This window comes from Dankookia sp. P2, assembly GCF_050632255.1.
Classification (GTDB): domain Bacteria; phylum Pseudomonadota; class Alphaproteobacteria; order Acetobacterales; family Acetobacteraceae; genus Paracraurococcus.
Genome location: NZ_CP192581.1, coordinates 4,851,428 through 4,874,191, shown reverse-complemented (window position 1 = coordinate 4,874,191; position 22,764 = coordinate 4,851,428). Strand labels below are relative to the sequence as shown.

The 22,764-nt window shown below is 71.9% G+C and carries 15 protein-coding genes, 1 tRNA gene and 5 pseudogenes; 12 read left to right on the top strand and 9 right to left on the bottom strand.

Annotation, left to right across the window (positions count from 1 at the left end; translation table 11 throughout):
- Window positions 1–12 precede the first annotated feature (12 nt).
- From gltB to ACQ86J_RS28925, 3 pseudogenes are all read right to left on the bottom strand, one after another.
- A pseudogene (gene gltB / locus ACQ86J_RS28935) lies at window positions 13–4,557 on the bottom strand (glutamate synthase large subunit).
- Window positions 4,557–6,006: pseudogene (locus ACQ86J_RS28930) on the bottom strand (NAD(P)-dependent oxidoreductase). Before ACQ86J_RS28930 ends, gltB begins: the two co-directional pseudogenes overlap by 1 nt.
- A 239-nt stretch (window positions 6,007–6,245) precedes the next feature.
- Window positions 6,246–7,206 (bottom strand): annotated as a pseudogene (locus ACQ86J_RS28925) (complex I NDUFA9 subunit family protein).
- Between the two features lie 181 nt (window positions 7,207–7,387).
- Between ACQ86J_RS28925 and ACQ86J_RS28920 the strand changes: the two are divergent.
- The 7 genes from ACQ86J_RS28920 (at window position 7,388) to hpf (ending at window position 13,193) form a co-directional block, all read left to right on the top strand.
- A tRNA-Leu gene (locus tag ACQ86J_RS28920) sits at window positions 7,388–7,474 on the top strand.
- 161 nt (window positions 7,475–7,635) lie between these two features.
- Window positions 7,636–8,208, top strand: coding sequence for a ribonuclease D (locus ACQ86J_RS28915; protein ID WP_431272571.1), 573 nt, complete (start codon window positions 7,636–7,638; stop codon window positions 8,206–8,208).
- A gap of 206 nt (window positions 8,209–8,414) precedes the next feature.
- Window positions 8,415–9,125, top strand: coding sequence for an LPS export ABC transporter periplasmic protein LptC (lptC, locus tag ACQ86J_RS28910; protein ID WP_431268233.1), 711 nt, complete (start codon window positions 8,415–8,417; stop codon window positions 9,123–9,125).
- Window positions 9,125–10,120 (top strand): LptA/OstA family protein, encoded by a 996-nt coding sequence (locus ACQ86J_RS28905; protein WP_431268232.1) that lies wholly within the window; start codon window positions 9,125–9,127, stop codon window positions 10,118–10,120. The genes lptC and ACQ86J_RS28905 overlap by 1 nt, the downstream gene beginning before the upstream one ends.
- Window positions 10,117–10,896 (top strand): LPS export ABC transporter ATP-binding protein, encoded by a 780-nt coding sequence (gene lptB / locus ACQ86J_RS28900; protein WP_431268231.1) that lies wholly within the window; start codon window positions 10,117–10,119, stop codon window positions 10,894–10,896. The genes ACQ86J_RS28905 and lptB overlap by 4 nt, the downstream gene beginning before the upstream one ends.
- Before the next feature lie 76 nt (window positions 10,897–10,972).
- The gene (rpoN, locus tag ACQ86J_RS28895) at window positions 10,973–12,457 is read left to right on the top strand and encodes an RNA polymerase factor sigma-54 (protein ID WP_431268230.1); all 1,485 of its coding nucleotides are present in this window, start codon (window positions 10,973–10,975) and stop codon (window positions 12,455–12,457) included.
- 121 nt (window positions 12,458–12,578) lie between these two features.
- Complete coding sequence (gene hpf, locus ACQ86J_RS28890) at window positions 12,579–13,193, top strand: ribosome hibernation-promoting factor, HPF/YfiA family (protein WP_431268229.1); 615 nt, start codon at window positions 12,579–12,581, stop codon at window positions 13,191–13,193.
- 56 nt (window positions 13,194–13,249) lie between these two features.
- Here the strand turns inward: hpf and ACQ86J_RS28885 are convergent, their stop codons facing one another.
- Both ACQ86J_RS28885 and ACQ86J_RS28880 read right to left on the bottom strand, forming a co-directional pair.
- Complete coding sequence (locus tag ACQ86J_RS28885) at window positions 13,250–13,504, bottom strand: DUF1150 family protein (protein ID WP_431268228.1); 255 nt, start codon at window positions 13,502–13,504, stop codon at window positions 13,250–13,252.
- A 133-nt stretch (window positions 13,505–13,637) separates the two neighbouring features.
- Complete coding sequence (locus tag ACQ86J_RS28880; RefSeq protein ID WP_431268227.1) at window positions 13,638–14,138, bottom strand: Hsp20 family protein; 501 nt, start codon at window positions 14,136–14,138, stop codon at window positions 13,638–13,640.
- 122 nt (window positions 14,139–14,260) lie between these two features.
- Here ACQ86J_RS28880 and def point away from each other — a divergent pair.
- The 3 genes and pseudogenes from def to truA all read left to right on the top strand — a co-directional run bounded on the left by def (window position 14,261) and on the right by truA (window position 16,646).
- A pseudogene (gene def, locus ACQ86J_RS28875) lies at window positions 14,261–14,805 on the top strand (peptide deformylase).
- Complete coding sequence (gene fmt, locus ACQ86J_RS28870; RefSeq protein ID WP_431268226.1) at window positions 14,805–15,710, top strand: methionyl-tRNA formyltransferase; 906 nt, start codon at window positions 14,805–14,807, stop codon at window positions 15,708–15,710. The pseudogene def and the gene fmt overlap by 1 nt, the downstream one beginning before the upstream one ends.
- Before the next feature lie 174 nt (window positions 15,711–15,884).
- Window positions 15,885–16,646, top strand: a complete 762-nt coding sequence (truA, locus tag ACQ86J_RS28865) for a tRNA pseudouridine(38-40) synthase TruA (protein WP_431268225.1) — start codon at window positions 15,885–15,887, stop codon at window positions 16,644–16,646.
- Window positions 16,647–16,760: 114 nt separating this feature from the next.
- Here the strand turns inward: truA and ACQ86J_RS28860 are convergent, their stop codons facing one another.
- The 4 genes and pseudogenes from ACQ86J_RS28860 to dapD form a co-directional block, all read right to left on the bottom strand.
- Window positions 16,761–18,047, bottom strand: a complete 1,287-nt coding sequence (locus ACQ86J_RS28860) for a leucine-rich repeat-containing protein kinase family protein (RefSeq protein WP_431268224.1) — start codon at window positions 18,045–18,047, stop codon at window positions 16,761–16,763.
- Window positions 18,044–18,406, bottom strand: coding sequence for a hypothetical protein (locus ACQ86J_RS28855; protein ID WP_431268223.1), 363 nt, complete (start codon window positions 18,404–18,406; stop codon window positions 18,044–18,046). The genes ACQ86J_RS28860 and ACQ86J_RS28855 overlap by 4 nt, the downstream gene beginning before the upstream one ends.
- Before the next feature lie 221 nt (window positions 18,407–18,627).
- A pseudogene (gene dapE / locus ACQ86J_RS28850) lies at window positions 18,628–19,765 on the bottom strand (succinyl-diaminopimelate desuccinylase).
- Window positions 19,766–19,829: 64 nt separating this feature from the next.
- Window positions 19,830–20,669 carry a 2,3,4,5-tetrahydropyridine-2,6-dicarboxylate N-succinyltransferase gene (gene dapD / locus ACQ86J_RS28845; RefSeq protein ID WP_431268222.1) on the bottom strand — a complete coding sequence of 280 codons (840 nt, stop codon included), beginning with the start codon at window positions 20,667–20,669 and terminating at the stop codon, window positions 19,830–19,832.
- A 234-nt stretch (window positions 20,670–20,903) separates the two neighbouring features.
- Here dapD and ACQ86J_RS28840 point away from each other — a divergent pair, with 234 nt between their 5' ends.
- Both ACQ86J_RS28840 and ACQ86J_RS28835 read left to right on the top strand, forming a co-directional pair.
- A complete protein-coding gene (locus ACQ86J_RS28840) occupies window positions 20,904–22,262 on the top strand; it encodes a diguanylate cyclase domain-containing protein (protein ID WP_431268221.1) in 1,359 nt (452 codons plus the stop codon).
- Window positions 22,259–22,723: a hypothetical protein gene (locus tag ACQ86J_RS28835; RefSeq protein ID WP_431268220.1), complete on the top strand. Its 465-nt coding sequence runs from the start codon at window positions 22,259–22,261 to the stop codon at window positions 22,721–22,723. Before ACQ86J_RS28840 ends, ACQ86J_RS28835 begins: the two co-directional genes overlap by 4 nt.
- Window positions 22,724–22,764 lie beyond the last annotated feature (41 nt).

The window sequence follows — 22,764 nt, the reverse complement described above, 5'->3', positions numbered from 1 at the left end:
CTTATCCCCGTCTTATTCCGCCGCGACCGCCGCCGCGTCGGCCATCGGCTGGGCCAGGTAGCGGGCATATTCCTTCGGCACGACGTGCCAGAAATGCCCTCTCTCCTGCGCCCAGTTGTTCAGCAGCCGGGCGGCGAGGCGCGAGCCCGTCTCCTGCACATGGCGCTCCACCAGCCCCTTCAGCACGCCGTCCCAATGCGCCGAGGCGAGCCGCGACCAGAGCAGCGTGTCGGGATTGACCCGGCGCTCGAAGGTCGCCTCCGGGTCGTAGACGAAGGCCACGCCGCCGGTGAAGCCGGCACCGAAATTGTCGCCCACCGCCCCGAGTATCACGACCGTGCCGCCGGTCATGTACTCGCAGCCACTGGCGCCGCAGCCCTCGATCACCGTCGTCGCGCCACTGTTGCGGACCGCGAAGCGCTCGCCGGCCAGGCCGCCGGCGAACAGCTCGCCGGCCGTCGCGCCGTATAGGCAGGTATTGCCGATGATGCTGTTCTCGTTCCAGACGAGGGACGAGGAGGGCGCCGGGCGAACCACGATGGTGGCGCCCGACAAGCCCTTGCCGACATAGTCGTTGGCATCGCCGAAGACCTCGAGCTTGAGGCCCTGCACGGCGAAGGCGCCGAGCGACTGGCCGGCGGTGCCGCGCAGGCGGACCGTCCAGGTGGCCCGGCTGCAGCCCGGTCATGCCGAATTTCCGGGTGATCTTGCTGCTGATCTTGGTGCCGATGGCGCGGTGGGTGTTCCGGATGTTGTACTGCAGCTGCATCTTCTCGCCGCGCTCGAACAGCGCCGCGGCGTCGCGGATCATGTCGGCATCCAGGGTCTCCGGCACCTCGGTGCGGCCTTCCTGGGTGCAGTAGCGGGCATGCGGCCCGGCATCGGCCTGGACCAGCAGCGGATTGAGGTCGAGGTCGTCGAGATCCTCCGACCCGCGGCTGACCTGCTTCAGCAGGTCGGTGCGGCCGATCACGTCGGTCAGCTTGCGGTAGCCGAGCGAGGCGAGGATCTCCTCACCTCCTCCGCCACGAAGCTGAAGAGGTTGATCACCTTCTCCGGGGTGCCGGTGAATTTCTGCCGTAGCGTCTCGTCCTGGCTGCAGACGCCGACCGGGCAGGTGTTGCTGTGGCACTGCCGCACCATGATGCAGCCCATGGCCACGAGCGAGGCGGTGCCGATGCCGAATTCCTCGGCACCGAGCATCGCCGCGATCACCACGTCGCGGCCGGTCTTGAGCCCGCCATCGGTGCGCAGCTTCACCCGGTGGCGCAGGCGGTTGAGCTGCAGCACCTGGTGGGTCTCGGACAGCCCCATCTCCCAGGGCAGGCCGGCATACTTGATGGAGGATTGCGGCGAGGCGCCGGTGCCGCCCGAATGGCCGGAGACCAGGATGGCATCCGCCTTCGCCTTGGCGACGCCGGCGGCGATGGTGCCGATGCCGGACCGGCTGACCAGCTTCACGCAGACCGTCGCATCCGGGTTGATCTGCTTCAGGTCGTAGATGAGCTGCGCCAGGTCCTCGATCGAGTAGATGTCGTGGTGCGGCGGCGGCGAGATCAGCGTCACGCCCGGCGTCGAGTGCCGCAGCCTGGCGATCAGCCCGGTCACCTTGAAGCCCGGCAGCTGCCCGCCCTCGCCGGGCTTCGCGCCCTGCGCCACCTTGATCTCGATCTCCTTGCAGGCGTTGAGGTACTCGGCGGTGACGCCGAAGCGGCCCGAGGCGATCTGCTTGATGGCGCTGTTGGCGTTGTCGCCGTTCGCGCGCGGCTTCGCCCGCGCCGGGTCCTCGCCGCCCTCGCCGCTATCGGACTTGGCGCCGATGCGGTTCATGGCGATGGAGAGTGTCTCGTGCGCCTCGGGGCTGAGGGCACCGAGCGAGATGCCGGGCGCGACGAGGCGCTTGCGGATCTCGGTGATACTCTCGACCTCCTCGAGCGCGATCGAAGTCCGGCCCTCGGTGCGGAAGTCGAGCAGGTCGCGCAGCGCCACAGGCGGCAGCTTCCGCACCGCGTCGGAATAGCGCTTGAAGGTGGTGTAGCTGTCGGTCTCCACCGCCTTCTGCAGGGCGTGGATCAGCCCGCCATCGAAGGCGTGGCTCTCGCCGCGCTTCCGCAGCTTGTAGAGGCCGCCGACCGGCAGGGTGACAGCATCGGCATCCCAGGCGGTGCGGTGCAGCGCCAGCACGCGCCGCGCGATGCCGGAGAGGCCGATGCCGGAGATGCGGGACGGGATGCCGGGCAGGAATTCGGCGACGAGCGCGCGCGACAGGCCGATCGCCTCGAAATTCATCCCCCGCGGTAGCTGCTGATGACCGAGATGCCGATCTTGGACATCACCTTCAGCAGGCCCTTGTCCACCGCCTTCTTGTAATGGGCGACGCAGTCCTGCAGCGAGGTCTCGCCGAACAGCCCGCGGCGGTGCCGGTCGGCGATGCTCTCCTGCGCCAGGTAGGCGTTCACCGTGGTGGCGCCGGCGCCGATCAGCACGGCGAAGTAGTGCACATCCACGCATTCCGCGCTGCGCACGTTCAGGCTGGTGAAGGTCCGCAGCGAGGTCTTGACAAGGTGCGCATGCACGCCGGCGACGGCCAGGATCATCGGGATCGGCGCGCGCTCGGGCCCCTGCTGCTCATCGGTCAGGATGATGTGGGCGCAGCCGCTGCGGACGCCCTCCTCCGCCTCGCGGCGGATGCGCTCCATGGCGCGGCGCAGGCCGGGCTCGCCCTCGGCGACCGCGAAGGTGCAGTCGACCTCGCAGGCCGTGGCGCCCATGTAGTCGCGCATCGCGGCGAATTCGGCGTTGGACAGCACCGGGCTGTCCAGCATCAGCATGTCGCACTGGGTCGGGTCCTCGTCGAGGATGTTCCCGAGATTGCCGAGCCGGGTCTTCAGCGTCATCACCCGCGTCTCGCGCAGGCTGTCGATCGGCGGGTTCGTCACCTGGCTGAAGGTCTGGCGGAAATAGTGGTGCAGGCCGCGATACTGGCCGGACAGCACCGCGATCGGCGTGTCGTCGCCCATCGAGCCGATGGCCTCGGCGCTGTCCTCCACCATCGGGTGCAGGATGGTCTCCAGCTCCTCCAGCGTGTAGCCGACCGCAAGCTGGCGGCGGCGCAGGCGCCTCCCCGGTATAGGTCACCGGCTCGCCCTGCTCGGCCTTGACGATACCGTCGATGCGGATGGTGCGCTCGGTCCACTGGCCATAGGGCCGGCGCGCCGCCATCATGTCCTTGAGCGCGGCGTCGGAATAGGATTTGCCCTCGGCGAGGTCGACGCCGATGCACTGGCCGGGTCCGACCCTGCCCTTGGCCACGATCGCCTCCTCGGCGATCTTCACCATGCCGGTCTCGGAGCCGACGATCAGCAGCCCGTCCGCGGTCTGGGTGTAGCGCAGCGGCCGCAACCCGTTGCGGTCGAGCCCGGCGATCATCCAGCGGCCATCGGTGCCGCAGATCGCCGCCGGCCCGTCCCAGGGCTCCATCACGGCGTTGCAGTAGAGGAAGAACTCGCGATGCGCGTCCGGCATCGTGGCGTTGTTGCCGATGCTCTCGGGGATCAGCATGGCCTTGGCCATCGGCGCGTCGCGGCCGCCGCGCACCAGCAGCTCGAAGACGTTGTCGAGCGTCGCGGTGTCGGACCCGCCGGCCTGCACCACCGGCTTGATGTCGTCGAGATAGGGGTCGAGCAGCGGGTGGCTCAGCCGCGTCTCGTGGCTCTTCATCCAGTTGGCGTTGCCATGGACGGTGTTGATCTCGCCGTTATGCGCGATCATGCGGAAGGGCTGCGCCAGGCGCCAGGTCGGGAAGGTGTTGGTGCTGTAGCGCTGGTGGTAGACGGCGAAGCGCGAGACGAAGCGCGCGTCGAGCAGGTCCGGGTAGGATCCCGTCAGGCTCTCCGCCAGGAACATGCCCTTGTAGATGATCGAGCGGCTGGAGAGCGAGCAGAGGTAGAGCTCGGGGATCTGCGAGGCGATGGCCTGCTTCTCGATCCGCCGGCGGATGACGTACATGTCCCGCTCGACGATCGCCTCCTCGCGCTGCTCCGGATCGTAGATCAGGATCTGCTCGATCTCCGGCCGCGTCGCATTGGCTTTCTCGCCGATGCAGGCGGTGTCGATCGGCACCTGGCGCCAGGAATAGATCCCGTAGCCGGCGGTCAGGATCTCGGTCTCGACGATCTGCCGGCAGCGCTCCTGCGCGCCGAGATCGGTCTTCGGCAGGAAGACCATGCCGACCGCGATTCGGCCCGGGCGCAGCCGGTCACCGCCGCGCTGCACTACCTCGGCGAAGAAGTCCTGCGGCACCTCGATATGGATGCCGGCGCCGTCGCCGGTCTTGCCGTCGGCGTCGACGGCGCCGCGGTGCCACACCGCCTTCAGCGCATCGATGCCGGCCTGCACGACGCGGCGATGCGCGCGCCCGTCGAGCGAGGCGACCAGGCCGACGCCGCAGGCATCGTGCTCCACCGTGTCCACGCCGGCGGATTCGAGGCGGGCCTGGTTGGCCAGGAAGCTTTCGACGAAAGCCGCGCCGGTCTCGCTGCTGCTGTCCATCGCCATCACTCCGCCGCCACGGCCAGCTTGTCGCCGACCTTCGCCCTCACATAAGCATCGATCTGGTCGGCCGCGTCGCGGCCGTCGCGGATCGCCCAGACCACCAGGGAGGCGCCGCGGACGATGTCGCCGCCGGCGAAGACGCCGGGCAGGTCGGTCATCATGGTGCGGTGGTGCACCTTCAGCGTGCCCCATCTCGTCACCGGCAGGGCCGGCTCGTCGAAGGCGCGCGGCAGGTCCTCCGGGTCGAAGCCCAGCGCCTTGATCGCCAGGTCGCAGGGGATGGTGAAGGCGCTGCCGGGGATCGGCGCCACCTGCTGCCGGCCGGTGGCGTCGGGCAGGCCGAGATGCATGCGGACGGCGCGCACGCCGGTCACCTGGCCATCGCCCACGAAGGCTTCCGGCGCCGCGAGCCAGGCCGGATCCCACGCCCTCCTCCTCGGCGTTCTTCACCTCGCGCATCGAGCCCGGCATGTTCGCCTTGTCTCGCCGGTAGAGGCAGGTGACGGCCGCCGCGCCCTGGCGCACCGCGGTGCGGACGCAGTCCATGGCGGTGTCGCCGCCGCCGACCACGACCACCCGCTTGCCCTGCGCGTTCAGCGCGCCGGAGGCGAAGTCGGGCACCGGGTCGCCCAGGTTGTCGCGGTTGGAGGCGGTCAGGTAGTCGAGCGCCGCGACGATGCCGCCGAGGCCGCTGCCGATGCCCTCGATGTCGCGCGCCTTGTAGACGCCTGTGGCGATGAAGACGGCGTCATGCCGCTCCCGCAGCTCGGCGAGCGTTAGGTCGCGCCCCACGGCGCAGTTCAGGTGGAAGTGGATGCCGCCGGCCTCGTACTGCTGCCAGCGGCGGAGGACGACATCCTTCTCCAGCTTGAAGTTCGGGATGCCGTAGATCATCAGCCCGCCGACGCGGTCGTAGCGGTCGTAGACATGCACCTGGTAGCCGCGCAGCCGCAGCTTCTCGGCCGCGGCCAGGCCGCCCGGACCGGCGCCGATGATGCCGACGCTCCAGGGCAGCTCCGCCCGCGGGGTCGGCGGCTTGACCCAGCCCTTCTCCCAGGCGGTGTCGGTGATGTAGCGCTCGACCGCGCCGATGGTGACGCTCTCGAAGCCTTTCTCGATGACGCAATTGCCCTCGCAGAGCCGGTCCTGGGGGCAGATGCGGCCGCAGATCTCGGGGAAGGTGTTGGTGGCGGCGGAGACCTCGTAGGCCTCCTCCAGCCGGCCCTCGGCAGTCAGCTTCAGCCAGTCCGGGATGTTGTTGTTCAGCGGGCAGTGGACGGAGCAGAAGGGCACGCCGCACTGGCTGCAGCGGCTGGCCTGCTGGGCGGCCGCGCCGGTGTCGAATTCCTCGTACTGGTAGATCTCGCCGAAATCGGACCGGCGGGCGGCGACGTCGCGTTTCTCCGGCTGGGCCTGGGAGAGACGCACGGATTGCAGCATCCGTTCGGCCATGGCGCGGTCCTTGCTTGCACAAAAGGCGAGATCGGCGAGCCGCGCAGCGCCGGGATTGCCCCGGCGCGCGCATCCGGCCGCCCACCGGGGCGTTGTGCGCAGCAATAAGACCGCTGCCCGCTGCAGGCGAAGTCTTTTTGGCGTTAGGGCAGCTTCAATGCCCTATCTGGACCCAGTAGGCTTGCCTCCCTACGCACCGACGTGGCCAGCTGGTCAGAGATAGGACCAGATCGGACCAATCATCCCGCGACCACGGGCCGGCGGCCGCCGCCCGGCCGGAACCGTGCCAGGTAGCCCGGCACCACCGCCTCGACCGATTTCGCCGCGATCCCGAGATCGGCCAACCCCTTCGCGCCGGGCGAGACGACATTGTCCCGCTGCAGCATCACCAACTGGTCCCGCGTCAGCGGCGGGTTGGGCAGGAATTCCGACAGCCGCGCCTGCAGCCGCACCAGCCCGTCCGGCATGTCCAGCATCGGTCGGCGATGCCCGGTGGTGTCGAGGATGAAGCGCAGCAAATCGCGGAAGCTGATCGCCCGCGGCCCGCCTAGCTCGTAGGTCTGCTCCCGGCGCGTCGTCGCGCGTCGCCGCCGCCACCACCGCATCGGCCACGTCGCCGACATAGACCGGCTGGAAGCGCGTCGCCCCCGCCACCACCGGCATGAAGGGCAGCAGCCGTGCCATACCGGCGAAGCGGTTGAAGAACTGGTCCTCCGCCCCGAAGACGATGGAAGGCCGCAGGATCACCGCGCCGGGGAAGGCCGCGCGCACCGCCGCCTCGCCCGCGGCCTTGGTCCGGCCATACTGGCTCGGGCTGTCCGCGGCGGCGCCGATCGCCGAGACCTGCACCAGCCGCTCCACCCCCGCCTCGGCCGCGAGCCGTGCGACCGTGCCGGCGCCCTCGGCCTGCAGCCGCTGGAAGTCGCCGGGGCGCCGCTCGTGCAGGATGCCGACCAGGTTGACCACGAGGTCGGCGCCGGCGACCGCGCGGGCCACCGCGCCCGGATCGGCGACGCTGGCCGCCAGCGGCACGATCTGCCCGACGCGGCCCTGGGTCTGCAGGAAGTGCCCGGCATTCGGATGGCTGGTGGCGACGCGGACGACATAGTCCATGGTCGCCAGCCGCTGGACCACGTAGCGGCCGATGAAGCCGGTACCCCCGAAGACCGTGGCGACCTTGCGTACCGTGGTTCCGCGCATGCTGTCAGCTCCCATCCAGGCAGCCGGACGATATGGCGCGCCGGCCGGGAGCGCCAACCGGCCGCCGATGCAGCCGCCGCGGATCGCCGCAAAAACCCGCCCCGGGGGCGCTTGACGCCCCCGGCCATCGCTCTATTTCCGCGCTCCCGGCGGACAACACCCCGCCGGCTCCGCACCCTGTGCCCAGGTGGTGGAATTGGTAGACGCGCTGGCTTCAGGTGCCAGTGACCGCAAGGTCGTGAAGGTTCGAGTCCTTTCCTGGGCACCATTCTCCCGCAGCGAGTATCACCCCTCCGGGGTACCGGCTTCGCTGAGCATCATTCGGGCCCCGTGCGAACCTTTCTTTTCCCGCGCGGCACCCGGTCGAGGAGCCGCCCCGTGATCACCCTGCACCGGCACGACCTGCCCGACGGCCTCTCGCTCGGCCCCATGGTGGCGATCGATACCGAGACGATGGGGCTGAAGCCGCAGCGCGACCGGCTCTGCCTGGTGCAGCTCTCCTCCGGCGACGGCAACGCGCACCTGGTGCAGATCATCCCGCCCGGGCTCGGCGGCCGCGGCGCGGACTGCCCGAACCTGAAGGCCATGCTGGCCGACCCGGCGGTCACCAAGCTGTTCCACTTCGCCCGCTTCGACTGCGCCGCCCTGCAGCACAACCTGGGCGTCACGGTGGCGCCGGTGATCTGCACCAAGGTCGCCGCCAAGCTGGTGCGCACCTTCACCGACCGGCACGGGCTGAAGGATCTCTGCAGGGATCTGCTGGGGGTCGACCTGTCGAAGCAGCAGCAGAGCTCCGACTGGGGGGCGCCCGAGCTGACCGCCGAGCAGATGGCCTATGCGGCCTCCGACGTGCTGCACCTGCATGCGCTCTGGGCCCGGCTCGAGGGCCTGCTGCAACGGGAGGGGCGGCTGGACCTGGCGCAGGCCTGCTTCGGCTTCCTGCCCACCCGCGGCGCGCTCGATCTGCTCGGCTATGCCGAGCCGGACATCTTCGCCCACTAGCGCCGCCGCCCCGGGGCGGGACGCCTTCTTCCGAGCCGGCGGTCACATCCTGGCACGATTCTTGTCCGATACGGGAACGGCTCATTGACCCCCGGCACGCCCCAGCCCATACATCCGGCCGTGGACCTGACCCATCGCGCCCTTTCGCCGATCCGTGACCGCAACACCGGGCGCCCCGCCCGGGCCGCCGCGGTATGCCGCCGGTGATGCCGGACCACACCCCGCCCTCGCGCCCCGCTTCCCGCAGCCAGGCTCCCGCCTCCCTGACCGCCGGGACCGCGCCGCGGCACATGCTGCCGCCTTCCCGCGCCCGTGCAGCGCCGACCGTCGGCCAGATGGCCAGGCGCCGCTTCGTGGTCGCCTGGACCAAGCGGCTGCTGCCGGCGCTCGCCCTGGTCCTGCTCGGCGCCGTCGTCTTCTGGCCGGAGATCGAGGGGAACGAGGAACGCTCCCGCGTCTCCTTCCGCCGCACCGTCCAGCCGCGCGCCGAGGCGCTGCGCGTGGTCAACCCGCGCTACCAGGGGGTGGACGAGCTGAACCGCCCCTTCACCGTCACCGCCCGCGCCGGCCAGCAGGAGGGCGCCGCCGAGATCCTGAACCTCGAGGAGCCGCGCGGCGACATCACCATGAGCGACGGCGCCTGGATCTACGTGCAGTCCCATACCGGCCGCTACGACAAGCCGGCCGGCAAGCTCGATCTCGCGGGGGATGTCACGATCTACCATGACAACGGCACCATGCTGCTGACCCAGGAAGCCAAGGTGGAGATGGAGGCCGGCACCGCCGAGGGCGACGCTCCCGTCGCCGCCCAGGGCGGCTTCGGCACCCTGACGGCTGAGGGCTTTCGCATCCGCGACCGCGGCGCGGTGGTGGTCTTCACCGGCCGCGCCCATGCGGTGCTGGAAGGCGGCCGCTGATGCGCCGCGCGCTGCTCCTCGGCGCGGCCGTGCTGGCCCTGCCGCTCTGCGCCGCGGCGCAGAACATCGACCTGTCGCAGGGCGGCCCGGTGGACGTCACCGCGACCGATGGCATCGAATGGCGGCAGGCCGAGCAGGTCGTGATCGCCCGCGGCAATGCCCGCGCCGTCCGCGCCGGGGTGACGGTCGATGCCGACAGGCTGCTGGCCCGCTACCGCCCGGCCGGCCAGCAACCCGGCCAGCCGGCCGCGACCCGGCCCGCCTCGCAGCAGGCCGCCGCGCCGATGGATGCCGCGCCCGGCGGCAACAACGAGATCTGGCGGCTGGAGGCCGAGGGGCGGGTGAAGATCACCACCGCCACCGACACCGCCCGCGGCGACCGCGCCGTCTACGACATCGACCAGGCGGTGCTGGTGCTGACCGGCCGCGACCTGTCGCTGACGACGCCGAGCCAGGTCATCACCGCAAAGGACAGCCTGGAATACTGGTCGCAGAAGCGCATGGCGGTCGCCCGCGGCGGCGCCGTGGTGACGGAGCCGGCGGAAAACCGCCGCGTCGCCGGCGACACGCTCGTGGCCTATTTCCTGGAAGGTGCCGGCGGCCCCGGCGCGCCGCCGCCCGCGCCGCGCCCGGCCCTCGCCCCGGGGGAGAAGGAGCCGCCCGGCGCCGGCCGGATGGACCGGGTCGAGGCCTACGGGAATGTCGAGATCCGCACCGCGACCGAAGTGGTCCGCGGCGATCGCGGCGTCTACAACGCGCAGACCGGCATGGCCCGCCTGCTCGGCGATGTCCGCATCACCCGCGGCGACAACCAGATCAACGGGCGGGAAGCCATCGTGAACATGCGGACCGGCGTCGCCCGGCTGGTTTCCTCGCCCGGCGCCCGGGTGCAGGGGCTGATCGTGCCGAACCAGCAGGAGGGCGCGGCCGAGAAGGGCCAGCCCGACAAGTCCCAGCCCGCCCCCGGCGCCGGCTCGGTGAGGATCGGCCGATGAGCGAGACGCTGAGCCAGGCGCTGGCCACGCCGATGCTGAAGTCCCTGCCCGGCGAGGGCGGCCTGGCCGCCTTCGGCCTCGGCAAGCGCTACCGCAAGCGGCCGGTGGTGCGGAACGTCTCGATCAACCTGAAGCGCGGCGAGGCCGTGGGCCTGCTCGGCCCGAACGGCGCCGGCAAGACCACCACCTTCTACATGATCACCGGCCTGGTGCAGCCGGACGAGGGCCGCGTGGTGATGGACGGCCACGACGTCACCACCCTGCCGATGTACCGCCGCGCCCGGCTCGGCCTCGGCTACCTGCCGCAGGAAGCCTCGATCTTCCGCGGCCTGTCCGTCGAGGACAACATCCGCGCCGCGCTCGAGGTGGTGGAGCCGGTGCGCGACCGGCGCGAGCAGATGCTGGACGCGCTGCTGGCCGAGTTCGGCATCGCCCATCTGCGCCGGGCCCCCGCCCTGGCCCTGTCGGGCGGCGAGCGGCGGCGCTGCGAGATCGCCCGGGCGCTCGCCACTCACCCTTCCTACATCCTTTTGGACGAGCCTCTGGCCGGGATCGACCCGATCGCGGTCGGCGAGATCCGCGACCTGGTCAAGCACCTGAAGGACCGCGGGATCGGCGTGCTGATCACCGACCACAACGTGCGCGAGACGCTGGAGATCATCGACCGCGCCTATATCCTGCATGACGGGCAGGTGCTGATGGAAGGCGCGCCGCGCGATATCGTCGCGCATGAGGGCGTGCGGCGGGTCTATCTCGGCGAAAGGTTCAGTCTGTGAGCTTGCCACCGCGCGCAGCGCGCCACCGCCCGGTACGCGGGGTTGGCGTGGCGGCTGCGTACCGGGCGGCATAAAGATGAGCATGGCGCCGCGCCTCGACCTGCGGCAGTCGCAGTCGCTGGTGATGACGCCGCAGCTGCGGCAGGCGATCAAGCTGCTGCAGTCGAGCAACCTCGAGGTCGCCGCCTTCGTCGAGGAGGAGCTGGAGCGCAACCCGCTGCTGGAGCGCGACGAGCGCATCCTGGCCGGGCCGGATGACGGCCACCGGGTCGATCCGCTGCCGGCCGTCGCCGCGGCGACCGACAGCCACAGCGCGGCGGTGTCGGATCTGCTGCCGCAGGACGGCGCCGCGCCGCTCGATGCGGATTGGAGCAACGTCTACGACGCCGGCAGCGGCTACGAATCGCCCTATGGCCGCGGCGGCCGGGCCGATTTCGCCGACGATCTCTCGGGGGTCGAGGACCTGGCCGCTTCGGGGCAGACGCTGCGCGAGCACCTGGGCGAGCAGGTCCGGCTGACCTTCCAGGATGCGCGCGACCGGCTGATCGCGGCGCAGCTGCTGGCCATGGTGGATGCCGCCGGCCGCCTGCCTGTCGAGGATGCGGCGATCGCGGAGGCCATGGGCTGCGCGGTGGAGAAGGTCAGGGCGGTGCGCGCCCGCATGCAGCGCTTCGACCCGCCCGGCATGTTCGCGCGCAACCTGGCGGAGTGCCTGGCGATCCAGCTGGCCGAGCAGAACAGGCTGGATCCTGCGATGCAGGCGCTGCTCGACAACCTCGACATGCTGGCACGGCGCGACCGGGCGGGGCTGATGGCGGTCTGCGGCGTCGATGCCGAGGACATGGCGGAGATGATCGCCGAGCTGAAGCGGCTGGACCCGAAGCCGGGCGCCAGCTTCGACCAGCTGCCGGCCCCGGTGGTGGTGCCCGATGTCCTGATGCGCCGGGCCGAGGATGGCGGCTGGCTGCTGGAGCTGAACCCCGAGACCCTGCCCCGCGTGCTGGTCAACCGCGGCTTCTATGCCCGCTGCCAGGTCGGCAGCCGCAGCCGGGACGACAAGGTCTTCCTGGCGGAGAAGCTGCAGAGCGCCAACTGGCTGCTGAAGAGCCTCGAGCAGCGCGCCAACACCATCATCCGGGTGGCGCAGGAGATCGTCCGCCGGCAGGACGGCTTCTTCCGCCACGGCGTCGAGTACCTGCGGCCCCTGATCCTCCGCGACATCGCCGAGGAGGTGCAGATGCACGAGAGCACGGTCAGCCGCGTCACCGCCAACAAGTACATCGCGACGCCCCGCGGCACCTTCGAGCTGAAATACTTCTTCACCACGGCCATCGCCGGCACCCGTGGCGGGGAGCAGCACAGCGCCGAAGCCGTGCGCTGGCGGATCCGCGGCATGATCGCCGCCGAGGAGGCCGAGTCCGTCCTGTCCGACGATGCGATTGTCGAGCGATTACGCCAGGAAGGCGTAGACATCGCCCGGAGAACGGTGGCCAAATACCGCGAGGCGTTGCGGATCCCATCATCCGTGCAACGTAAACGGGAGAAGGCCGTCCCGGCCTGATCCTGCCGGACGGCCCAGGTCTTCCGCAGCCGGACGGCACGCACATGGTGCGCAACCCCTTGCGTCACCCTGGGCCCAGCCGGGCGCCCCTCCCCATCTTGGGACAGGAGGGATTGCCCCCATGCATGTCACCGTCGCCGGCAAGCAGGTCGAGACCGGGGAAGCGCTGCAGACCCATGTCCGCGAGGGCCTGGCCACCATCACGCAGAAGTACTTCGACCATGCGCTGGAGGCCAACGTCACCTTCCGGCGCGACGTGAAGGGGAAAGCCGGCGCCTTCGCCTGCGACATCAACCTGAAGGCGGGGCGCAACCTGTTCATGCGGGGCGAGGGCGAAGGGGCGGACGCGCATCGCGCCTTTGAGGTGGCGGCGGAGCACGTGGCCAAGCGCCTGCGCCGCTACCGGCGGCGGGTCAACGAGCATGCGCGCAGCCTGGCCGATACCCGGGCGCCCGAGCCGGAGGCCGAGACCGCCACGCAATACGTGCTGCAGCCCGAGGACGAGGCCGAGGCGGCCGGGACCGCGCCGGTGGACGGCGCGCGGATCGACCACAGCGTGATCGTTGCGGAGCAGCCGACCGCGATCGCCCGGCTGAGCGTGAGCGAGGCGGTGATGCGTCTCGACCTCACGCACCAGCCGGTGCTGATGTTCCGCAACAGCGGCTCCGGGGTGCTGAACGTGGTCTATCGCCGCGCCGATGGCTGCGTCGGCTGGATCGACGCCCCGGCCGGTTAACGCACCTCAGATAGGCGGCCCCGGCGCGGCGGCCCGCCGCCGCGCCGCAGGGCGGTTCAGTGCACCAGGGCGGGCGCCATCTCGTGCTGCAGGATGGCGGCGATCGCCATGTCGGCATTCGGCGCGGCGCCGATCGGGGTGCCGTCCGCGGCGTGGATCGCCATGGCATGCACGCCGTTCACCAGGACCGGCCGGATATAGGCGATCTCCTGCGCGCCGAAGCGCTGCCAGTCGGCGACGGACAACTGCCGCAGGGACAGCGCCACGGTGCCGGTGTCCATCTGACCATTGTCGGAATTGCTGCTCTTCATCTCACATTCTCCTGCCGGCATGGCCGAAGCCCATGCGGTGGGGAGCGTTCAAGGAACCTAGCGCCGTGCAGCGCGCCGGGTTCGCTTGTCAGCCCCGGATGTCAGTCTAATCCTTGGCCTGCTTTCCGCGGCGTCAACCCCGGGTCACCCGGCCCTCCACGATCGGCCGGGCGCTGCCGTTCAGCTTGGGACCAGGGGCGATCCCCTCGCCACCGGCGGCGGCGTTGCCGCCACCGATCGGGATGGTCTTCACCCGCACCTCCGGCTGCGGCCGGCGCAGATCCACGTGCAGCAGGCCGTTGTCGAGCCAGGCGCCTTCCACGTCGATCCCCTCCGCCAGCACGAAGGCGCGCTGGAACTGCCGCGCGGCGATGCCGCGATGCAGGAAGATCCGGCCGTCCGAATCGTCCTTCTGCCGGCCACGGATCACCAGCTGGTTGTCCTCCTGCGTGATCTGCAGGTCGTCCATCGCGAAGCCGGCGACGGCCAGCGTGATGCGCAGCCGGTTGTCGCCGGTCTGCTCGATGTTGTAGGGCGGGTATCCGTCGGCGTTCTTGGCGACCCGGTCGAGCATCTGCTCGAGGTGGTCGAAGCCGAGGAACAGGGGCGATCCGAAGACCGATGGGCGGGACATGGGGGCCTCCTCATGTGGAGCGAAGCGGTGGGCCGGGCCCGAAGCACCCGGTCTCGGCTGGGAATGTCGTCAGGCGGGGCGGCCGTTGCAGGGGGTCGCCCGGCGGCTACTTCCGCCGCATCATGCCCGACGACGATCCGAACGCTGATCCCCTGGCCATCCTCCTGGTGCCCGACCCGCGGCTGCGCGCCAAGGCGCGCCCGGTCGGCCCCGCCGATGCCGATGCCGTCCGGGCGCTCGCGCCGCGGATGCTGGACGCGATGTACAAGGCGCCGGGGATCGGGCTGGCGGCGCCGCAGGTCGGCAGCCTGCTGCGGCTATTCGTGGTCGACATCCAGAAGGGCGACAAGCCGGATCCCATGGTCCTGGTCAACCCCGAGATCGTCGCAGTCAGCGACGAGCTGGCGGAGCGGGAGGAAGGCTGCCTCTCCCTGCCCGGCCAGTATGCCGACGTGACGCGGCCGGCGCGGGTCAAGATGCGCTACCACGACCTCGGCGGCGCGAAGCGGAGATCGAGGCGGACGGGCTGCTGGCGACCTGCCTGCAGCATGAATACGACCACCTGAACGGCGTGCTCTTCGTCGACCACATCAGCACGCTGAAGCGCAACATGCTGCTGCGGAAGTTGGCCAAGGACCTGAAGAACAAGGCGCGCGAGGGCGCGTGATGCGCCTCGCCTTCATGGGCAGCCCGGACTTCGCCGTGCCGGCCCTGCGGGCGCTGCATGCGGCGGGGCACGAGATCGTCGCGGTCTATTGCCAGCCGCCCCGCCCGGCCGGCCGCGGCCAGCGGGAGACGCCCTGCCCGGTCCACCAGGCGGCGCTGGCGCTGGGGCTGGCGGTGCGGACCCCGGCACGGGTGCGGAAGGACGTCGCCGCGCATGCCGCCTTCGCCGCGCTCGATCTCGATGTGGCGGTGGTCGCCGCCTATGGGCTGATCCTGCCGAAGGCCATGCTGGACGCGCCCCGGCGCGGCTGCCTCAACATCCATGCCTCCCTGCTGCCGCGCTGGCGCGGCGCGGCGCCGATCCAGGCGGCGATCCTGGCCGGGGATGCCGAGAGCGGCGTCACCATCATGCAGATGGAGGAAGGGCTGGATACCGGCCCGATGCTGCTGAAGGGCGCCACCCCGATCGGCCCGCGCACCACGACGCCCGAGTTGCACGACGCCTTGGCCGGGATCGGCGCGGGGCTGATCCTGCGCGCCCTGGCCGAGCCGCCCGCGCCGGTGCCGCAGCCGGAGGCGGGGGTGACCTATGCTGCCAAGCTCGCCAAGGCGGATGGCGTGCTCGACTGGGCGCAGGAGGCCGCGGCGCTCGACCGCCGGGTGCGGGCGCTCAATCCCTGGCCGGGCACCTTCTTCACCCATGCCGGGGAGCAGATCCGCGTGCTGGCGGCCGAGCCGGCGCCGGGGAAGGCACCGCCCGGCACGGTGCTGGACGATGCCGCGACCATCGCCTGCGGCGCCGGTGCGCTGCGCCTGCTGCGGCTGCAGCGCCCGGGCCGCGGCCCGCTGCCGGCGGCGAATTTCCTGCGGGGGTTCCCCTTGCCCTCCGGCACCATCCTGGGCTGATGCCGGCCCGCCGATTCACGCCTCCGCGCCAGGCGGCGCTTCGACGATCGGGGGCTGATGTCGGCCCGCCGATTCACGCCTCCGCGCCAGGCGGCGCTCCGACGATCGGGGGCTGATGTCGGCCCGCCGATTCACGCCTCCGCGCCGGGCGGCGCTCCGACGATCGGGGGGCCGATGCCGCTCTACGCCCTGACCCTGGAATATGACGGCGGGCCCTTCGTCGGCTGGCAGCGGCAGGCGAACGGGCTCTCGGTCCAGCAGGTGCTGGAGGAGGCGGCGGCGCGGCTGAATGGCGGGGTGGTGCCGGCCACCATCGCCGCCGGACGGACGGATGCCGGGGTCCACGCCGAAGGCCAGGTGGCGCAGCTCGACCTCGACCGCGACCTCCCGCCGGACCGGCTGCGCGAGGCGCTGAATTTCCACACCAAGCCGCATCCCGTGGCGGTTGTCTCGGCGGCGCGGGCGCCTGAGGGCTGGAACGCGCGCTTCTCGGCGGTCCACCGCGGCTACCGCTACCGCATCCTCAACCGGCGGGCGCGGCCGGCGCTGGAGCTCGGCCGGGTCTGGCACGTGGCGCAGCGCCTGGACGTGCCGGCGATGCATGCGGCAGCGCAGCGGTTGCTGGGGCGGCACGATTTCTCCGCCTTCCGCGCGGCGGCCTGCCAAGCCAAGAGCGCGATCCGGACGCTGGACCGGCTGGAGGTGCGCCGGCAGGGGGATGAGGTGGTGATGGTCGCCGAGGCGCGCAGCTTCCTGCACCACCAAATCCGCAACCTCGCCGGCACGTTGCTCGAGGTCGGCCAGGGGAAGCGCGGCGTCGACTGGCCCCGGCGGGTGCTGGAGAGCGCGGACCGGACCCAGGCGGGGCAGACGGCACCGGCCGAAGGGCTCTGCTTCAGTTTCGTGCGGTATGCGCAGGAGCCGGACTGGGGGTAGGGCCGACGGCCGCAGGGCGTGAACGCCCGAACGCCTGGCTCTGCCCGAGAAACAACGCGTTCTGGCGGCGCCGCGTTCACCTTTGAACGCAGGCCGCTGTCGCCGTGATCGAGGTCAGGCCGGCAGCATCGCCAGGGCCTCCGCCAGCGCTGGCCGGGCTGCCACCTCCGGCTGCACGCAGGCGCGTTCCACCGCCCGGGCAAGGTCCGGCACCGCGTCGTCGCAGCGATCCAGCAACTCGCCCAGCAGCAGGCCCCAGGCCCGCACCTCCAGGCGCCTGAGCGCCACCCCCGTCGCACCGGGCGGCAGGAAGGCTGCGGCGCCGAGGTCGCTGAGCACCGCCGCCCCCACCGTGCCGTCCCACAGCACGTTGTGGGCGTAGAGGTCGCCATGCAGCAGCCCCTGGCCGTGCAGATGCGCCGCCGCCGCGCCGATGCCCCGGGCAAGGCGAAGCGCCACCGCCGGCGTCAGCCGCAGGCCGGGGTCGTAGATGTCGCGGCTGCAGCTCTCAAGGCTTGGCGGGCCGGCAAGGACCCGCCAGCCCGGCGGCAGCAGCGGCATCACCAATCCCTGCGATCCATCCGGATGCCCTGCCAGCCGCCCCAGCGCGCCGACCAGATGGGGGTGCGCGCCGGCGGCGAGGCAGGCGGCCATCTCGCGCTCCGGCAAGCCATCGCTGGTCATGGCGCCCTTGAAAAGCTTGAGCGCGACGGGGCGGCCCGCCCAGAGCGCAGCATGGACGCGGCCCGAGGCCCCCTCCCCCAGCAGCGTGCCGGGGCGGAGGGTGGACCAGTCCACCGCCGGGGCGGCCGGGGCCATGCCCGCGCCCTCGCAGGGATTGCCGGCCATGGCCAGCCAGGCAAGCCGGGGCAGGCCGTCCAGCCAGGGCGGCAATGCCTCGAAGCGGTTGGCGGCGATGCGCAGCAGCTCGAGCCTGCCGGCGCCGGCCAGCCCCGCCGGCAGGCGCTCCAGGCGGTTGCCGGAGAGCATCAGCTTCTGCAGTGCCGGACGCTCCCCGAGGGCCGGCGGCAGCGTGGCGAGGTGGTTGTCGGTCAGGGTCAGCCAGCGCAGCCCAGGCGGCAGGGCCTCGGCCGGGACCTCCGCCAGGGCGCTACCGCGGCAACCGACCTGGCTGAGCGCCGGGCATTCGCCCAGCACCGGCGGCAGCCGGCCGAAGCGGTTGCCCGAGCCGAAGAAGACCGCCAGGCGGCGGCAGCGGGCGAGGCCTGGCGGCAGCGCCTCCAGCGCATTGCCGCTGAGGTCGAGCAGTTCGAGGGTCTCGGCGAGGCCGAGGATCTCGGCCGGGAATCCACGCAGGCCGAGGCCGGCAAGGCGCAGCACCCGGGTGCCGGCAAGGTCGCCGCGGCGGAGCGCGGCCAGGGTGTCCGCCGCGGCAGTCACCCGCCCGCCAGCCGGCCGACCAGCCCGCCGATGAAGATCCCCAGCATCAAGTCGAGCCCGACGAAGAGCACCGCCGTGCCGCCCGGCAGCCGCAGCGCCGTCTTCGCCACGAACCATTCGAGCCATAGCGCGTAGCCCAGCGCCGCCAGCCCCAGGCCCTGGGCGACGGCTTCGGGCAGGCCGAAGGCGGCGGGCACGGTGAGCGCGATCAGCACCAGGTACTGCACCGCGTTGGCCCAGTTCCAGGCCGCGATGAAGCGCGGCCACTCCGCGCGGCGCCCCTGCGCCTCGGCCAGCGGCAGGGAGGCGAGCGCGAAGCCGGCCCAGGCCGCGGCATAGCCGATCAGCTCGGCCGTCATGGCACGCGCGAAGCCCGCCGCAGGCACGCCGTCGCCGGCCCAGGACAGCAGCTTGAGCGCGAGAAAGCCGGGCAGGCAAAGCGCCGCCGCCCAGAAGCTGCGGGCCAGGCCCTCGGGCGAGGCCTCGACCAGCAGCAGCCCGTCCGGCTTGCCCTGGGCCAGGCGGAAGGCGCCGCGCAGCCCGGCGGCGACGATGCCGCGGGTCGTCGGCGGCGCGCCGCTCAGGCGAAGGCCTCCTCGAGCACCATGCGGTACAGCGCGGCGCAGGTCGCGCAGCTCGGCCACCGGCGCCGCCTCGTTCACCTTGTGCATGGTGGAGCCGACGGCACCGAGCTCCGCCACCGGGCAGAACCGCGCGATGAAGCGGGCATCCGAGGTGCCGCCGCCGGTATCGAGCGCCGGCTCGGCGCCCGTGGCGCGCAGCACGGCGCGGCGCAGTGCGTCGACGAAGGGGCCGGGCCGGGTGAGGAAGCTCTCGCCGGAGCAATCGACGCGCATCTCGTAGCGGGCGTCCTCGGCCCGCAGCGCGGCGTGCAGGTGCTCGGTCAGGGACGCGCTGGTGTGGAGGTCGTTGAAGCGGATGTTCAGCATCGCCCGGGCCTCGCCGGGGATGACGTTGTTCGCCACGTTGCCGACATCGAAGCCGGTGACCTGCAGGGTCGTCGCCTCGAAGAACTGGCTGCCCTGGTCGATCGGTTCAGCGGTCAGCCGGTGCAGCACGCGGATCAGGCGGTGGATCGGGTTGTCGGCCCTCTGCGGATAGGCGCTGTGGCCCTGCGTGCCAAAGAGCGTGATATAGGCCGTCATGCTGCCGCGGCGGCCGACCTTGATCAGGTCGCCGAGGGCGACGCGGGAGGTCGGCTCGCCGACCAGGGCCATGTCGGGGATCTCGCCCCGCGCCGCCATCCAGTCGAGCACCTTGGTGGTGCCGTCCTTGGCCGGGCCTTCCTCGTCGCCGGTGATCAGCAGGCTGATGCTGCCAGGGGCGTTCGGGTTGGCGGCGAGGTAGTCGGTCAGCCCGGCGACGAAGGCGGCGATGCCGCCCTTCATGTCGCAGGCGCCGCGGCCGTAGAGCACCCCGTCCTTCACGACGGCGTCGAAGGGCCCGTCCGCCCAGGCCTCGGCCGGGCCGGTCGGCACCACGTCGGTATGGCCGGCATAGCAGAAATGCGGCCCCTCGGTGCCGCGGCGGGCGTAGAGGTTGGGCGTCTCGCCGAAGGTCAGCCGGTGGCAGGTGAAGCCGAGGGCGGTCAGCGCATCCTCCATCACGCCGAGCGCCCCGGCATCGGCCGGGGTGACGCTCGGGCAGCGGATCAGCGCCCGCGCCAGCGGCACCGGGTCGGTCGGCGTATTCCTCATGGCCAGGCGGTGCGATTCACGCTTCGCTCCTCACGTCGTTCCGGGGCTCCGCGATTGCGCGGCGTCAGTCCCGCAGCAGCTTGTTGATGCTGGTCTTGGCCCGGGTCTGCTCGTCCACCCGCTTGACGATCACCGCGCAATAGAGCGACGGCCCCGGCGTGCCATCCGGCAGCGGCTTGCCCGGCAGGCTGCCCGGCACCACGACGGAGTAGGACGGCACCCGGCCCATGTAGACCTGCCCCGTGGCGCGGTCGATGATCTTGGTGCTGGCGCCAAGGAAGACGCCCATGGACAGCACCGCGCCGCGCTCGACCACGACGCCCTCGGCCACCTCGGACCGCGCGCCGACGAAGCAGTCGTCCTCGATGATCACCGGGTTGGCCTGCAGCGGTTCGAGCACGCCGCCGATGCCGACGCCGCCCGAGATGTGCACGTTCTTGCCGATCTGCGCGCAGGACCCGACCGTCGCCCAGGTATCGACCATCGTGTTGCGGTCGACATGGGCGCCGAGGTTCACGAAGGACGGCATCAGCACCACGCCCGGCGCGATATAGGCGGACCGCCGCACCACGGCGCCCGGCACCGCGCGGAAGCCGGCCTCCTTGAAGCGGTTCGGGCCCCAGTCGGCGAATTTCAGCGCCACCTTGTCATAGGCGCCGGTGCCGACCTCCATCGGCGCCGAATCGGCCAGCCGGAAGGAGAGCAGCACCGCCTGCTTCAGCCATTGATTCACCCGCCACTCGCCAGGGCTCCCAAGCGGCTCGGCGACCCGGGCGCGGCCGGAATCGAGCGCCTCCAGCGCCGCGTCGACCACCGCCCGGTCGTCGCCCCCGGTGGCCGGGGTGAGCGTGTCGCGGCGCTCCCACAGGGCTTCGATGCGCGTCTGAAGGGTGCTGGCGTCCATGCTCGTTGTCCCGCGGCGATATCCGGCGCGCCGGAGGCCCGGCGCGGAAGCGGCGGACCATGCCGATGCCGACACGCGCCTGTCAACGCGCCCCGGCCCTTCCGATAACGCGTCCTTCATCCGATCCGGCGATCCTGCCCGCATGGCCCCCATGGATCCCACGGCAGAGCAGGCCCGCGCCCATGGCGCTCCCACCGGCGGCGTCGCGGCGGCGCCGGCGCCCGATCCTGGGCTTTGCGGTGCACTGCTCGATTCCGCCAGCGCTGGCGGGACTTCACGACCCTCGCCGCCGACCTAGTCTTCGAAACCGATGCCGAAGGCCGCTTCAGCTTCGTCGCCCCGGAGGCCCCGCTCGGCTGGTCGGCGGAAGCCCTGCTCGGCCGCCCGGGCCGCGACCTGCTGGCAATGCCCAAACCCGACCCCTTCCTGCTGCACGGCGCCGCCCGCGGCCTGCGCGCCTGGCTGCGCCGGCCGGATGGCGGCACTGCCTGCCTCAGCCTCTCGCTCGCCCCGCTGCATGACTCCGCCGGCCGCTTCGTCGGCCTGCGCGGCAGCGGCCGGGACATCACCGCGGAGGTGGCGGAGGCCGAGGCCCAGGCCGCGGCGCTGCGCCGGGCGGAGGCCCTGCAGAGCCTGGTCGGCCGGGTGCGGCGGGAAGTGCTGGCGCCCCGCATGCTGACCGCGACGCTGGAGGCGATGCAGGGTGCGCTCGGCTGCGCCGGCGCCGCGGTACTGGAATGGCCGGAGGGCGGCGGTCCGGTCGCCATCCACCGACATGGTGCGGAGCCGAGGCCGCTGCTCGCCGGCCTCGCGCCGCGTCCGTCGCTCGATGCCCCGGCCTTCCTCGACGGTCCGGGCGGGGAATGCCTGGCCCTGGTGCCGCAGCAGCCGCAGGGCGTGCCGCAGGGAGGCCGGCCGCAGGCGCTCCTGGCCTGGCGCGACGCCGGCCAGCGCGACTTCGATGCGGATGACCGCCACATGCTGGCGGCGCTGTCCGACTTCCTCTTCGTGGTGCTCGGCAACCAGGCGCTGCAGCAGAGGCTGGAATGCCAGGCGCGGACCGATGCGCTGACCGGCCTGCTGAACCGCCGCGCCTTCCTCGAGGATCTCGGCCGCCGGCTGCGGCGCCAGGCGCAGGACCCGTTGCGGGCCGGCCGGGCGGAAGGCGCGCTGCTCTTCCTCGACCTCGACAATTTCAAGCCGATCAACGACCGACTGGGGCACGAGGCCGGGGATGCCGCCCTGGTCTCGGTCGCCGGCCTGCTGCGCGAGCTGGTCCGGCCGACCGACATGGCGGCGCGGCTCGGCGGCGACGAATTCGCCCTCTGGCTCGAGGACGCGGATGCCGCAGGCGCCGCCGGCCGTGCCGCCGCGGTCTGCGCCGCCGCCGCCCGGCTCGACCACCGGCTGGGCAAGGGCGTGCCGCCGATCACTTTCAGCATCGGCGGCGCCATCCGCCAGCCCGGCACCGCCGAGACGCCCGAGGCGTTGCTGGCCCGCGCCGATGCCGCCATGTACGACGCCAAGCGCGGCGGGCGGGATGCCTGGGTTCTGGCGGCGCCAGACGAGCCGCCGCGGCGCCTCGCCTCGTGAAGCCGGCCCCGTCCTACGAGGCGGCGAAGCGCATCGTCGCCGAGGGCACCGAGGCGGAGCGCATCGCCCTCGCCTCCCGTCCCGACGCGGCGCCGGAAATCCTCTATTTCCTCGCCGCCGACGGCAAGCTGACGGTGCGCGCCGCGGTCGCCGCCAATGCGGCGACGCCGGCCCAGGCGGACAGCCTGCTGGCGGGCGACGGCGACCCGCGGGTGCGCGCCGTGGTCGGCCGCAAGCTGGCGCCGCGCGCGCCTGTGCTGGCCGGGGCGAAGGACCGGCTGCACACCCTGGCCTGGAGCACGCTCTGCGCGCTGGCGGCGGATGCCGCGGTGATGGTCCGCGCGGTCATCGCCGAGGAATTGCAGGCGATGCCGGATGCGCCGCGCGACCTGATCCTGCGCCTGGCGCGGGACGCGGCGATGGAGGTGGCGGCCCCGGTCATCCGCTTCTCCCCCTGCTGACCGAGGACGACCTGCTGGCGCTGATCGAGGCGCCGCCGGTA